The sequence below is a fragment of the Gynuella sp. genome (assembly GCF_050297175.1).
In the GTDB taxonomy this organism is placed as follows: domain Bacteria; phylum Pseudomonadota; class Gammaproteobacteria; order Pseudomonadales; family Natronospirillaceae; genus Gynuella.
The window spans coordinates 182,815-197,066 of sequence record NZ_JBNKSF010000035.1 but is presented as its reverse complement, the minus strand read 5'-3'; the positions used below and the strand labels follow the sequence as shown (position 1 = coordinate 197,066).

At 48.9% G+C, this 14,252-nt stretch carries 9 protein-coding genes; 6 read left to right on the top strand and 3 right to left on the bottom strand.

From position 1 onward, the window contains the following. Positions 1 to 3 precede the first annotated feature (3 nt). The 6 genes from ureG to ACQY6I_RS13940 all read left to right on the top strand — a co-directional run bounded on the left by ureG (position 4) and on the right by ACQY6I_RS13940 (position 5,560). A complete protein-coding gene (ureG, locus tag ACQY6I_RS13965; RefSeq protein WP_428242106.1) occupies positions 4 to 645 on the top strand; it encodes an urease accessory protein UreG in 642 nt (213 codons plus the stop codon). 15 nt (positions 646 to 660) lie between these two features. Next, positions 661 to 1,242, top strand: coding sequence for a HupE/UreJ family protein (locus ACQY6I_RS13960; protein ID WP_428242105.1), 582 nt, complete (start codon positions 661 to 663; stop codon positions 1,240 to 1,242). Positions 1,243 to 1,409: 167 nt separating this feature from the next. Next, positions 1,410 to 1,817, top strand: coding sequence for a GFA family protein (locus ACQY6I_RS13955; protein ID WP_428242104.1), 408 nt, complete (start codon positions 1,410 to 1,412; stop codon positions 1,815 to 1,817). 411 nt (positions 1,818 to 2,228) lie between these two features. Beyond that, positions 2,229 to 3,896, top strand: a complete 1,668-nt coding sequence (locus ACQY6I_RS13950; RefSeq protein ID WP_428242103.1) for a PAS domain S-box protein — start codon at positions 2,229 to 2,231, stop codon at positions 3,894 to 3,896. 165 nt (positions 3,897 to 4,061) lie between these two features. After that, positions 4,062 to 5,234, top strand: a complete 1,173-nt coding sequence (locus tag ACQY6I_RS13945; RefSeq protein WP_428242102.1) for a PilT/PilU family type 4a pilus ATPase — start codon at positions 4,062 to 4,064, stop codon at positions 5,232 to 5,234. Between the two features lie 59 nt (positions 5,235 to 5,293). Beyond that, positions 5,294 to 5,560 carry a DksA/TraR family C4-type zinc finger protein gene (locus ACQY6I_RS13940; RefSeq protein ID WP_428242101.1) on the top strand — a complete coding sequence of 89 codons (267 nt, stop codon included), beginning with the start codon at positions 5,294 to 5,296 and terminating at the stop codon, positions 5,558 to 5,560. Positions 5,561 to 5,625: 65 nt separating this feature from the next. Here ACQY6I_RS13940 and ACQY6I_RS13935 read toward each other — a convergent pair whose 3' ends face one another. The 3 genes from ACQY6I_RS13935 to ACQY6I_RS13925 are packed head-to-tail and all read right to left on the bottom strand — an operon-like array spanning position 5,626 to position 14,249. Continuing rightward, positions 5,626 to 7,020 carry an alpha-amylase family glycosyl hydrolase gene (locus ACQY6I_RS13935; RefSeq protein WP_428242100.1) on the bottom strand — a complete coding sequence of 465 codons (1,395 nt, stop codon included), beginning with the start codon at positions 7,018 to 7,020 and terminating at the stop codon, positions 5,626 to 5,628. 9 nt (positions 7,021 to 7,029) lie between these two features. Then, on the bottom strand, positions 7,030 to 8,667 hold the full coding sequence (locus tag ACQY6I_RS13930) for a PfaD family polyunsaturated fatty acid/polyketide biosynthesis protein (RefSeq protein WP_428242099.1): 1,638 nt from the start codon (positions 8,665 to 8,667) through the stop codon (positions 7,030 to 7,032). Further along, a complete protein-coding gene (locus tag ACQY6I_RS13925) occupies positions 8,658 to 14,249 on the bottom strand; it encodes a beta-ketoacyl synthase N-terminal-like domain-containing protein (protein ID WP_428242098.1) in 5,592 nt (1,863 codons plus the stop codon). The genes ACQY6I_RS13930 and ACQY6I_RS13925 overlap by 10 nt, the downstream gene beginning before the upstream one ends. Positions 14,250 to 14,252: the final 3 nt, after the last annotated feature.

Genomic DNA, 14,252 nt, shown 5'->3' with positions numbered 1-14,252 from the left:
CATATGAATAAACAAACTTTACGTGTGGGGGTTGGTGGGCCGGTAGGATCCGGCAAAACTGCACTGTTACGCTCCCTGTGCAGTGCCATGCGCGAACACTACAATATTGCCGTGGTGACCAACGATATTTACACTCAGGAAGATGCTCAGTTTCTGACCCACCATCAGGCTCTTTCGGCTGACCGTATCATCGGTGTGGAAACCGGTGGCTGTCCACATACGGCCATTCGGGAAGATGCCTCCATGAATCTCGCCGCCATTGATGAACTGGCAAAAAGGCACCCTGATCTGGATGTTGTATTTGTTGAGAGTGGTGGGGATAATCTCAGCGCGACATTCAGCCCGGAGTTATCGGATTTGACGATTTATGTCATCGATGTTTCCGCCGGCGATAAAATTCCACGCAAGGGAGGGCCGGGTATCACCCGCTCAGATCTTCTGGTCATTAATAAAACCGATCTCGCACCGATGGTGGGGGCATCGCTGACTGTGATGGATCATGATGCCCATCTGATGCGAGGAAACCGTCCATTTGTATTTTCCAATCTGAAAAAAGCCGAAGGTCTGGAACAGATCATCGAATTTATAATTACTGAAGGCATGCTGGAACCGAAGGTTTTGCCACCGGTTACCGCAGTCGTATGAACGAGGATAACGAACATGAAATTCACATTGAAAACGGTCATGACAACTCTGCTGCTGGCATTGCCGGTATTTGCGTCCGCACATACCGGAGTATCCACCGCCAGTGGACTGAGTCACGGGTTTGGCCATCCGCTGGGCGGGCTTGACCATCTGCTGGCAATGTTGGCGGTAGGGTTATGGGCGGCACAAATGGGAGGCCGGGCAATCTGGGCGGTGCCATGTTCATTCGTGTTGGTCATGATCGCCGGTGGGGTACTCGGATTTACCGGTGTGGCGTTGCCATGGGTTGAACAGGGAATTGCGGTTTCAGTGCTGCTGTTGGGCGTTCTGATCGCAGGTGCCTTTCGTTTGCCGGTACTGGTCAGTGCGGCGCTGGTGGGTGTGTTTGCCTTGTTCCACGGCCATGCTCATGGTGCGGAAATGCCTATGACCGCAGGCGCTATATCCTATGTTAGCGGTTTTGTCGCGGCCACAGCGCTGCTTCATCTGGCCGGCATTGCCAGTGGTTTGTTGATTCACAAAACCCGTCATGATCTTCTTAGTCGCGTGGCTGGTGGTGCCATCGCCATGGTTGGGGTTTATCTCTCCATCGCTTGATGAGTACGTGGCGATCTGGCATGAATGAGCCGGATCGCCGCAATGCCCTGCCATAGAATATTGCTTCATTTCCCAGCGCCTACCACGATCTGCAGTTCCATCGACATATCATTAATAAGCCTGCTAATATTTTATGATGAAGATCCAGTGACCAACCTGAGGATAATATGAAAAACAAATACTATGGTTCCTGTTTATGCGGCAAGGTCCGGTTTGAAATTGAAGGGGAGTTTGATCAGTTTTATTTGTGCCACTGTGAGCATTGTCGTAAAGATACTGGTTCTGCACATTCCGCTAATCTGTTTTCGTCATCGGCTTGTTTGAAATGGATCGTCGGTGAGGATAAGGTCAAGACGTTCAACCTTTTTCCCACACAACATGTAAAAAGTTTCTGTACCGATTGTGGCTCGGCTCTGCCCAATTTGCATATGGAGGGCAAGCTGCTGGTGGTTCCGGCTGGCAGTCTGAATGGTGAGTTGGCGATGACGCCCAATGCGCATATTTTTGTCTCCAGTAAAGCCGATTGGGACAGTGATCTAGAAAATCTGCCCCAACTGGAGCGGTTACCGGGTTAAGTATTATCCGGTAGTGATGATCCGGGGGGCACGCTTAACGCCGAGTCGCCCGCGGTTATGATATGTCAATAAATGTTGGTTTGTGTAACAACGACAGCCAGGAACACTGATCAATCGTTAAATCGGCGGCTATCCAAAAATGCAGTGACTATAAATGTCGTGCTGCCGCTATCGGTTCAGGCTCCCAGACGCCTGTATGTACCAAATACTGCTCAATCGAATAGCCGTTTAACCATGGTAACCCGGTCAAACTCATCTATAGTTAATGGGTGTACATCATAAACATCAGCGTTGTACCAGTGGCCTATGCACTGCTGCAAACAAAAATTTAACTTATGTTGCCTGAGGAGTTTAATCAGATGGTGTATTGGTCGATACAGTTGCTGTTCTATGACTGTGCCGGGGTAGAGCATGAGTGATCGAAATGAAACACCAAAATCAGGTACCCCAAGAGAAGCTGTTGACATACAGATGTCGGGTGAGTGGCATCTTGCGCTGCTGGAACAATCCCTGGCAGGTATTTACCTGATTCAGAATGGTTTTTTCCGTTACGTGAATCAGGAGTTCGCACGGATTTTTGGTTTTCAATCTCCTGATGAAATTATTGATAAAGTTCCCGTTCTGGAATTTATCGCTCCGCAAGACCGCGATAAGGTGATTGAGAATGTTCGCCGCCGCTCCGAAGGTGACGTACCGGAAATGCGTTATTGCTTTGTTGGAGTTCGGCACGATGGCCGATTTATAGATCTGGAGGTTCACGGTCGTGCCATGGAATTCGAGGGCATGCCCGCGGTGATTGGTGTCGCTCTGGATATTACTGCCCGTAAGCTATCCGAAGCTGCCGCAGATGCCAAACTCAGTGCCCTGTTCGAGCACTCTCCCCTCGGTATTGCACTGGTCGATATGGAAGGGCGTCATCTTGAATACAATCACGCTTATCAGCAACTGTTGGACAGCTCCGAAGCGACGTTAAAGAACACCGATATGTGGTCCTGTATTGCAACAGAATTTGCCACGGAAGTGGCTGCCATGCGTAAAGCCCTGGAAACTGAGGGGCGTTATGGGGCCATTGAGCTGGGCATGAATCGTGAGGATGGCAAACATGTGCCGGTACAGGCTTTTGGTGTACGAATTGTGGGGGCTGACCATCGTCATTATGTCTGGTTCATCATTGAGGATATTACCCGCCGTAAAACTATGGAACTGGAAGCCAAAGAACAGCTGAAAGCACTTGAGTCGCTTTACAAGCGACTTCAGGAGGCACAGATGCAGATATGGCAGGCGGAGAAAATGTCAGCGGTTGGTGTGCTGGCCGCTGGGGTTGCCCACGAAATCAATAATCCAGTGGGATACGTCAAGTCCAATATCAAAACCCTGAAAAACTATGTCACTGATCTGTTGCAATTGATTTCCACGCATAAAGAGGTACTGGATGACTGTATCGCTGACGACAGCCCAGCCAGAGAAAGGGTCAGTGCCGTGGAGAAGTCCATCGGCTTTGATTTCATCAATGAAGATGCGCCTAAACTGCTGTATGAATCCCTCGAAGGTATTGAACGGGTTCGGCACATCGTTTCAAACCTGCGGGATTTTTCCAAAGTGGGAAGCTCCGAATGGCAACTGGCCGATTTAAACAAATGCATTGATAGCACTTTGAATGTGTTGGATAGCAGCCTGAAACAGAAAGTGGAGATTGACCGGCAATTTGGACCATTGCCGAAGATTCACTGTATTCCTTCACAACTGAATCAGGTGTTCATGAACCTGCTGATTAACGCAGCGCAGGCAATTCTGGACAGTGGGAAAATTACCATTCGTACCGGCCATGAAGGTGACTTTGTATGGGTTGAGATAAGTGATGACGGTGTTGGTATTGCTGAGAGAGATCTATTGCGGATTTTTGATCCTTTTTTTACTACTCGCTCGGTAGGCGAGGGGACTGGACTGGGTCTATCGGTCTCTTACAGTATTGTCAAAAACCATCAGGGTGATATTCGGGTCAATAGTAGCATTGGACATGGTAGTACTTTTTATATTTCCCTACCGATTAGCCCGGGTGCTACACACAATGAGAAATAAGATGTAGAACCCCTGTCTGTACGAGTTGCCAGACAATATCCATACACACTTTAAGTGGATGGTGAACACCGGTTGTATCACAGTAAGAGTCCGTCTTTTCACTGATCGATACGGGCTATGACATAGACTAAACTGATATTTTAAGCGAATGTGTAGGATTCATTTATGGCCACACCTATTGACCAGTATTTGAAGTTGTTGGCGACAAAAGACGGATCTGATCTGTATTTGAGTACTGGCGCGCCACCCTGTGCGAAGTTTCAGGGTTCCCTGAAGCCGGTCTCACAGACATCCCTGAAACCAGGTGAAATTGAAAATATTGCCAATCAGATCATGGATGAAGAACAGCGCCGGGAATTTGCCCAGGAACTGGAAATGAATCTGGCTATCTCCATCTCAGGCATTGGCCGTTTTCGTATTAATATTTTTAAACAGCGTAATGAAGTGTCTATCGTTGCCCGGAATATCAATACCGAAATTCCCCGTTTCGATCATTTGGGATTGCCTGTAGTACTCAAGGATGTGGTAATGACCAAACGCGGACTGGTGTTGTTTGTCGGTGGAACCGGGTCTGGCAAATCCACTTCTCTGGCGGCATTGATCGATCATCGAAACTCCAACTCTGGCGGTCATATCATTACCATTGAGGACCCGGTTGAGTTTGTCCACAAACACAAAAAAAGCATCATCAATCAACGTGAAGTGGGTGTTGATACCCGTAGTTTTCGTAACGCCTTGAAAAACACGTTGCGACAGGCACCGGACGTGATTCTGATTGGTGAGATTCGTGATCGGGAAACCATGGAACATGCCCTGGAGTTTGCCGAAACCGGTCATCTCGCCATTTCTACTTTGCATGCTAATAATGCTAATCAGGCGCTGGAGCGTATCATCAATATGTTTCCGGAGGAGCGCCGGCCGCAGTTGCTGCTGGGGTTGTCTCAGAACATTCGTGCGATTGTGTCACAGCGGTTGATTCCCACCGTGGATGGCAAGCGTTGCGCGGCTGTCGAAGTATTGCTGGGCACTAAAACCATTCAGGAATTGATTCTGAAAGCCCGGCTGGAAGACATTAAAGAAATCATGGAAAAATCCGCAAATCTTGGAATGCAGACATTCGATGCGGCTATTTTCAAGCTTTATCAAGAAGGTAAAATCAACCTGACCGAAGCACTGGCCAACGCCGATTCGCCCAATAACCTGCGGTTGAAAATCAAACTTGCGAGCGAACAAAACCAATCGCCGGAAAGTGAGGAAAAAACGGCAGAACCGATCAGTTCGGGATTCGGGGAGTTAAAACTGGAAGTGCTGGATGATGAAGATGAAGAGGGTCTGTAACGTGTCGCATATTCCGATACCGTAATACCAAGTCTGGCGGAAATAGACGGGAGAGAATAATGGCGGTTGGTTGGGCGAAAGACGGAGCAGTTCAGGACCAGATTGATGCCAGTGTTGAAGACGCAGTCAATCTGGCTCGCAGTCGTTTGCATCAGGGTGAAAGTCTGACGCATTGTGAAGAATGCGATTGTGAAATACCAGAAGCGCGGCGTAAGGCCATGCCCGGAATTCGTTATTGTGTGGCGTGTCAGGCGGAGCTTGAGAACCAGCAGACTTCGGCAACGACCTTTAATCGTCGTGGCAGCAAGGACAGTCAATTGCGTTAATGCCTGTCTCCGTATAAGCCGGTTATCGTATGACCGGCTTGATAACCCAATCTGGAAGCAACGAATCAATCACGGGCGTGCAGAATTCTGCACCAATGGGGATGGACTTCAGGGACATGAAGGCGACCGTTATCGGCCTGAAAGACATCACCGCCGTTCAGCAGATCTACATATTGGCGACTGCTGTGATCGGGTAGGGAAATATCGAATCCAGCTGCATGTGCGGCACTGTTCACCAATACCACCATTTCATCTCCAAAGAAATTTCGCCGGAATGAAAACTGTTCATGCGTGAGTGTCAGTTGCAAATAATCCCCGCGTTTTAGCGCTTGTGATGATTTTCGGATGGCGGCCAGAGTGCCAATGGTCTGACTCAGGTCTTTATTCCGGGCATTTTCCCGGATGAAATTTAAATCCAGGTTAGGTCGCAACGCGGCATCGCTGTTATCGGTCTTTTCTCCATATATCCCCCATTCGCTGCCATAATAAATGGACGGTATTCCGGGAATGGTGAACAACAGACAATATAAAGGATACAGATGTTCGGTCTTTTTCAACAACGATGCGACTCGATTGACATCATGGTTGTCGACAAAATTAAACAGGGAGAGCTCTTTGTAAATGCCCTCGCTGCCGAATAAACGATTCAGAGAATACGCTATTTCAAAATAGTTAATGTCATTGTGGCTGGAATACAGTCCTTTGAAACACTCATAATTGGTGCCGGAATGAAGCATGTCCTGATTGACCCATTGATTGTAATCACCATGAATCATTTCACCCATTAGCCAAAAATCTGTTTTCAATGTGGTAGCGAAGTGACGGATTTTTTTCAGAAACTGCTTATCCAGGCAATAGGCCACATCAAGCCTGAGGCCATCAATATCCAGCTTATCAACCCAGGTTTTAATTGCCGTGAACAGATGCTCACAGACAGCGTCGTTGTGCAGATTAAGCTTGACCAGATTATAGTGTCCTTCCCAGCCTTCGTAGCAAAACGAATCACCGTAGGGACTCGTTCCAGAAAAGTCGACATTCACAAACCAGTCTTTATAAGCGGAATTTTGCAGGTTTTTTTGTAGATCCTGAAATGCCCAGAAATCACGCCCGACATGATTGAAGACACCATCCAGAACCACTTTGATATGACGCTTATGCATTTCCCGGAACAACGCAGCCAAGGATTCGAAATCTCCCAGACGCCGATCAATCTGAAAAAAATCAGCGGTGTCGTAGCCGTGATAACTGGATTCGAAAAGAGGGCCAAAATAAATTGCGGTGATACCCAGTTCCTGTAAATGATCCAGCCACTCATACACTTTTTCGATGCGATGGACTGGCGTGTCGGTAAAGTTATTGGCCTCTGGAGCGTCACAAAATCCTAGCGGGTAAATATGATAAAACACCGAATCCATCCACCATTCTGAGTGAGGTGCGGTCTGAACAAGGTTTTCCTGCATTATGAGTCCTTAACGTGGTTGTGGAACGTAGTTTTCGCGGATGTTGGTCATTTTAAAACCTGTCTGCCTTAACAGGTTTATCCGATAAAGATAGGCCGCACCATCGACAATATGTCGGGCGACATCGGCAACCTGGCGATTTTCGGGTAACTCGAGGTAACTGTCTTTGACCCAGGCATTAAATGCACCCATGGCGGGGCCACACCATATTTGCATATCCATATTGCGGTCGGGAACATTACCGATTGCCCAGCCGGAGGATTTGCCAAGGTACCAGCGGAAGATCAACGCCATTTTATGTTTTGGATCCAGAGCTGCTTTCTGTAACTGTTGGGGGTCAAGGCGGCCAAAAAACACCTGTACATCATCCCACACCTCATCACAGGTTTTGCGAAGGATCCGTTTCTCCAGCTTTAATCGTTCGTCTGCCGGAATGGCATCGAGGGAGGTATAAGTCCGATACAGTTCATATAGCTTCTGGGCATTCATCGGAAACATGGTGCCTTTCTTGAGCACCTGCACCTTGACCCCCATTTCAAACATGTCGGCACTGGGTGCCATAACCACATCAGCCATATCTGCTTGTGCCAGCAACTGGCGGACCCGTTGGCTGGTACCTGATTCCACACAAGCCTGATTGATTGAACCTGTAACAATGTAGGCGGCACCCATTTGAAAAGCCGCCAGGGCTGCTTGTGGAGTGCTGATTCCGCCACCGGCGCCAATGCGGATCGTTTGCTGATAGCCGTACTGTGTCTGCAACCGGTCTCGTAATGCAATAATGGCCGGTAGTAGAGCAATCATCGGCCGGTTGTCGGTATGACCGCCGGAGTCTGCTTCAACGGTGATGTCATCGGCTACCGGAACATGTTTTGCCAGTTGCGCCTGTTCGTGGCTGATACGACCGCTGGCGAGCAGTTCGGCAACGATTTTGGGATCTGCCGGCTGCATAAACAGGGTTGCCAGTTCTGGTCGAGATATTTTGGCAATGATCCTGTTTTTGACCCTTGTCGTACCCTCTGGCGAAGTGCTCAGTCCAGACAGGCGATAATAAATAATGGCTGGTGATAGTGTCAGAAATGCCGAAGCCTCAAGAGCCACGACACCGTATTTTAATAGCAGCTCTACCAGTGCTAGCTCATTGTCCGGACGGCCTGGCTGATGTAGCAGATTAACCGCAAACGGTTTGTCTCCTATCGCCTGTTGAATGTCTTTGATCGACTCTTCGATAGTGGTCATTGACACACCACCGGACCCATAAGACCCCAGAGCGCCGGCCCGTGTCAGCGCAATGACCATCGCCGCGCTGGAAATTCCATTGGCCATGGCTCCACCCATGTAGGCCAAGTGAGTGTCATAACAGCGTTTGAAGTCGGTGTCACCGAGGTCTTCAGCATGGACAGCAGGAATCATTCCCTGACATGGCTGACTGTCGGTACTCTCAGTGGTTGAAACAGTACCGCCATTGGCAAGTACCAACTCGCCCTTTTTATCGATGACGAACAACGGTTCGATATTTTCGGTTAGAACCGTTTGTTCATCCTGATCAGCAATGAGCTGATTGGGATAACCTGTCCAGAACAGGGTTGCTGCTTTCGCAAAGGTTTTTTTTTTGCTTCTCTGATATTCATGAATGGTTACTCGCATTGGCCCGAGGTTAAAGTGTAGTTTTCGGCTCGCAAAATGATTTTGCCGTTGCAGATGATGTCGGTGTCCACCGTTAGGGTGAAACCGTCATTGTCTTCGACGTCCTTAATATGCATATGATATTTGATGGTCGAAGGCATGCGTTTGATCTGTCCTCTGAAGGATGTTTTCACTTCCTGATGGTAGACGGTCTGAAGAGCCAGATGTTGGTATTTGGGGTAAAGCCCTGAGTGAATTGCGAGAAATAAAAACAGCTGATTGATACCCAGAATCATCATGCTGCCTGGAAAGACAGAATCATTTTTAAAGTGAGCATCAAACGCCCAGTGATCTGTCGGTAGATCCTTTTCCGCAATAATTTCGCCAAGGCCGTACTGACCGCCTTCAAAACGACTGGTCAGAATTCGGTCCAGCATCCAGGTTGCCGGATTGGGGAGCGCCTGGCTGAATGCGGGTATCGAGAAGGATGAATTGCCAAAACAGCCCACCAGGTTTCCGGTATAGAAAGACGTCATATCGGTGTCTGTAAATGCTGACTTCTCACTGGTGTAACACGGCAGTTTGGACCGGGATCTGGATCTGGATGGGTTGCTTACGCCGGGTGCGAGGCCTTTGGAATTTTCTATGTCCTCTTTGGTGAAGAATCCGCCGACAGACTTGATCCGCAGGAATAGCCTGTCTTCATGGTAACAATCGAAATCTGAAAACAGCAGGGTAGTGTCTCCATTACGCGCAAATGACGTGATTTTATAAACACCGCGCATGGTCTCACCGATTTTGGGCGGCCGGTCGATGAAGGTGGTCATGGTATCCGCAACCCGATAACGCAATTTTCCGTTCGAGGTGATATCTATGCCGATTAGCCCAACCAGAAAAATGCCGATCTGACCAGATTCCGTAAACACAATGGATGCCATTTCATCACCGATGCGAAAAAGGTTGTCATGGTTCAAGTCGAACTCAAACTCGATTTGACAAGGCTGATAACGACCAAATTCCACATTGGTGTTGAGCACCCGCGTAACAAACAAAAATGGTGGTGACGGCATGCGCGCCCGAACGGGATAAGCATCTACTGGTTCATACAGTGGGCCGAGTACCTTCGACATGCTGCCATCAGTCATCTCGACAATTTGCTCGTAATCCCACAGATAAAATTGCGGTGTTTTGCCAGCGGGTGCCGTAGAGGTTTCATTCAGTACTGTCTGTTTGAAGATCGCCAACAGACTTGCCTCAGATTTTTGATACAGCAGACTGGCTTCGGCATTCTGCACCAGTGCGGTAGTGATAAATCGCTCCAGGGTATCCGGGTATTCGCTTGCTGACCGGCTGCTTTTAAAAGCCAATTGTTCGGAGGCTGGCGGCGTTGGCTGGCGGGTGTGGGTGATTGGATAACCGGGGGAGAATTCGTCCTGAACCGGCGGCTTCTCGGCTGGTGGCAGAGTCGTTGTGGGGGTGGCCTTGGGAGACAACGATGCGCCGGTGTGCAGGATACGCTGGCGATTTTCGGGTGACCAAAAAGCTTTGCCATACGGTGGCAGACCGGTCGTGATTTTGCGTATCAGTGTCGGTTGATGGGTGACGGGAGTATCAGCGAAAAATTCCCCGAAGTTAATCTCTTGCTTGTGTGAAATCAGCGCTGCCGCCATCTTGAACAGAGATTTTTCGAGTGGTTCGTTATTAACCGTAAATGAAAGCACCAGTGCATCTTTGTTTTTAAGCGTTTCACTTGCCCAACGAGCGCATAACTCATTAGTACCGACGTTGATAAAAATACGGGCACCGTTTTGATAGGCATTTTCGGTGACCTGTCTAAAATCCACCCGACGCGTCAGAATGTTAGCAAAGTAGCTTTGAAAGTCTGCAGGTTTTGGCCCCAGGGGCTGACCATCAAAACTGTTGAAAATGTCAAAATCATTATCTGGGTTGACCTTGATGTTTGAGTCAGCTTCCATCGCCAGGATCTGATCACGGAATTGTTCCGCCACAGGGGTGTGAACAAAGGCGTCTTCATCCAGTGGCAACGCGAAACCGTCGATCTGTTCTATTACTTGTTGGCAGCTTGCACTTTCGCCGGCAATGATGACATCTTTCGGCGAGCCAATGATGCTGATAAATACCTTGTGATGTTGATCAACTTGCGCCTGTACCTGTTCGAGTGGTGCTTTCACATACCAGCTTTCCCATTTGGTCATTGGTTCATGGAAATAACGTTCCAGGCTCGATGGTTGCTTAAGCATGTGGGTATAACTGTCGAGCTGTGACAGAAACGGCAGCTCACTAATCAGGATTGATGACTTTGGTGCATCAACGACAAAACCGTCCAGGGCATTTGGCAGCACCAGTTCACCCACGCTGGCGCCAATGATGAGATCGGGTTTCAGAGACATGGACTTCAGAACCGACACAGTCATTTTCGATAGTTCAAATTCAAAGAAATAGTCTCTGAAAGAGCTGTTCAGTACTGATCGGGTGAACTGGGTTTTGTCGCCGGCTTCCGTGTCCATTAATTCGGCGGTGGCCTCGCTGATCTTCCGTAAAAACGGAAAGTGGTATAAAAGGTCGCAACTGAATTGGTGATTGATCATCCGCCCCGGAGGGCTCATCCAGGCACTTTTAACTTTGGGGCCGAACGGTGCAGGCGAAAAATAGCTTCCAGCTTTGGATTGCCAGTCCTGACGGGTTTGAAAGATAACCGGAAGCTGTGCCTTAAGCTGTTCAATTTCAGAGATAAACTGTTGGTAACTGTTGCCGCATAAAACGGCGATAGCTGTATTCTTTGAAGCCATTTCCTCAGTCAGTTGCTGTTTTTCTGAGTCGCCATAGGCAGGAATGGTTTGGCTATCAGACAGTTGTTTGTGCAGTCGTGTCAGTCCGTCGTGGATGGTTTGTTCATCAATCCCGGTGACTGTGAGTAAATAGCGGTTGAAATTCCCCAGCCGGTGTTGATGGCTCATGGTTGCTACCGGTGCTTCCGACAGTAGCAGGTGGGACATGTTGCCATCATCACGGAATGCACTCATCGCTGCGACTCGTTTTTGTCCTCCTGAAATCCAGGGTCTCAGCGTTGTTGTATTATTGGCCGGAAATTTAACCCGATAAAAAAGCTGTAGAGCATTCTTGATCAATGCCAGTGGCATCGATAATGTAAAGGTGTAACCGGTGATCTGATCGAGACTGCCAGTCTCAAAATCTGTCGAGGAGATCAGCTCCGGGTGTTGTGATGTATAGTGCTGCTCAACCCGTTTTGCACTGTCGGGTGAATAATGCAGGGGTGCTTCCAGGTAGCCAATTTCCCCGTTGCCAATATCCGCTTCCGAAACAGCCTGTTGCAGGCAGTCTTCAGCCGCCTGTTCGGCACTATGGGCATCTGCAAAGCGGGTTCCGGATGTGGTTGCCATGCCATCAATAAATGCATAGATTTTATCACCGCGTTTTATCGCGTCTTCTGGCCGTCTTAAAACGACAGCAGTGGCCCCTTCGCCAACGCCCGAGTTCAACATGCGCGGCAAATTGCCTCTCGATTTTTGCACATAGAGGTGTTCGAGTTCGCCGGCAAAATCCACGGTGCCAATGACCACTGCATCCATTGTTTTTTCAGCCAATAGAAAGCGTGCTAACTCTGTTGCTCTGGTAAAACCATTTTCGCGGTCTATGACGATGAAAGACGGACCCTGAAATTTCCAGTGGGCAGAAATGCGATTGGCTCTGATATTGGGGATGATACCCGGTACCGTATTGGGCGTTTCACGATCGAGCTCTATCTCGCGAAGTACGCGCAGAAACTCATTTTTCTGGGCCTCGGTCAATGCGGGTGTGCCCTGGTCCAGGGCATGGAGAAGATCTGCGCGGTTTTCTTCCACACCCATAAAATGACAGTCCGAAAAATCATGGGTACAGTTGACAATGACAGCTGTTCGCGGTTCTTGACCAACGTCTATTTGCGCACTTTCCAGTGCCTGAGCTGCCACATCAAGCAATAACAAATCACGTCTTATAAGATAGGGGTTGTCTTTAGGGGGCAGTTTAAATTTTAAGAAATCAAAATCGAATTCATTGACATAAGCACCTTTTGGAAGCTCGGTAAAATTGATCTGTTGTAAAAAGCCTGAATCTTGTTCCAGGCTGCGCCAACGTTTTTCATCTACCGGGGTAAAGGCCGGCCGACCAGCGGCCAGGGCATAAAAAAACGCTTTAGTCGATGTGATTGACCCGACCCGGAGTCCCAGGCCAGTGATGGCCAGTCTCTGCGGTTCGGGAGGTTCATGACCGGTGGTGTGGTTGTGCTCAGCAGGAATAAACTCCCGCAGTACCAAATGGGCATTAATGCCACCAAAGCCAAAAGCGTTAACGCCGGCTCTTTTGGCACGCTCTTTTGCTGGCCATGGAGTGTTGCTGCGCACATAATGCTGGGCGGTCAAAGTACCGCTGCCTGGAATAACCGGATCATCGATGCGTAATGCAGCCGGTATGATCCCGTGTTTCATGGCCAGAATGATTTTGGTGATTGATGCATTGGCGGAACCGGTAAAGAAGTGACCTGTTGTGCCTTTGGTCGCACCGATCAGGGGAGGATCGCTGTTAAAAAAAGCGGCGATGGATTCCAGTTCTTCCAGGTCGCCAGCTCGTGTTCCAGTCGCGTGACACTCGATATAATCTATGTCATTCGTAACACCGTCGCGATAGGCGTCCTGAAAAGCCCAGGTCTGGCCTTCTCTGGAGGGCGCAAGGATGGCTTTGCTGCCTCCGTCATTTGACCAGCCGATAGACTCGACGACTGCAAGAATAGGATCGTTATCACGGATTGCATCATCCAGCCGTTTCAACACAAAAGCCCCGGCCCCGGAACCGGCAATCAATCCTTTTGATGATTTATCGAGAGGGCGACTTTCGCCGTTTTCACACAATACCCCGAGTAGATCGAATAAACCGCAATTGCCAATGACCAGCTCGTTATAACAATGGGAGCCGGCAATCATGACATCGGCAAGTCGATTCTGCAGGTAATAGGATGCCAGTTTAAAACTGTACAAAGGTGTGGCGCAGGCGGCGTTAAAGGAAAACACCGGACCGCCAAGCCCAAGTGCTTTGGCTGTCACGCTCGGTGGATCGCTGTCAGAGAAACCGGGAGTTGGATCGATGACGCCGGATTTACTGCTCAGCGCTAAGGGGATGTGGCTGTTTTCAACCAGGCCTTCCATTTGGATGCGGGTGCTGGCAGATATGATGTCTGCAATCATATCGGCATCTTCTTTCACCGGCATGCTCAGTGTACCCATCACCATACCGGTTTTTTGCAGTACGTTTTGGTTATTCAAATAACCACAGTCTTTCAGAGCGTCACGGGCTACGGCGAGATTCCATTTGTATATTTCGCCCAGTGTATTCAGTTCTGTCGGGTCGATATGACAATCGTCAAAATCGCCCTGATAAGGTTTGAGTTGACCCCGTTCGATGATCCGGTCTGCATAACTGTCGGTGCCGGTTAATGTCTGGTTTTCAAGTAGGCTCTGCCAGAATGCATCCTTGTCGGTGTTGCCCGGGAACAGGCAGCCAATGCCCAGTATCGCAATCTTTTCCATATC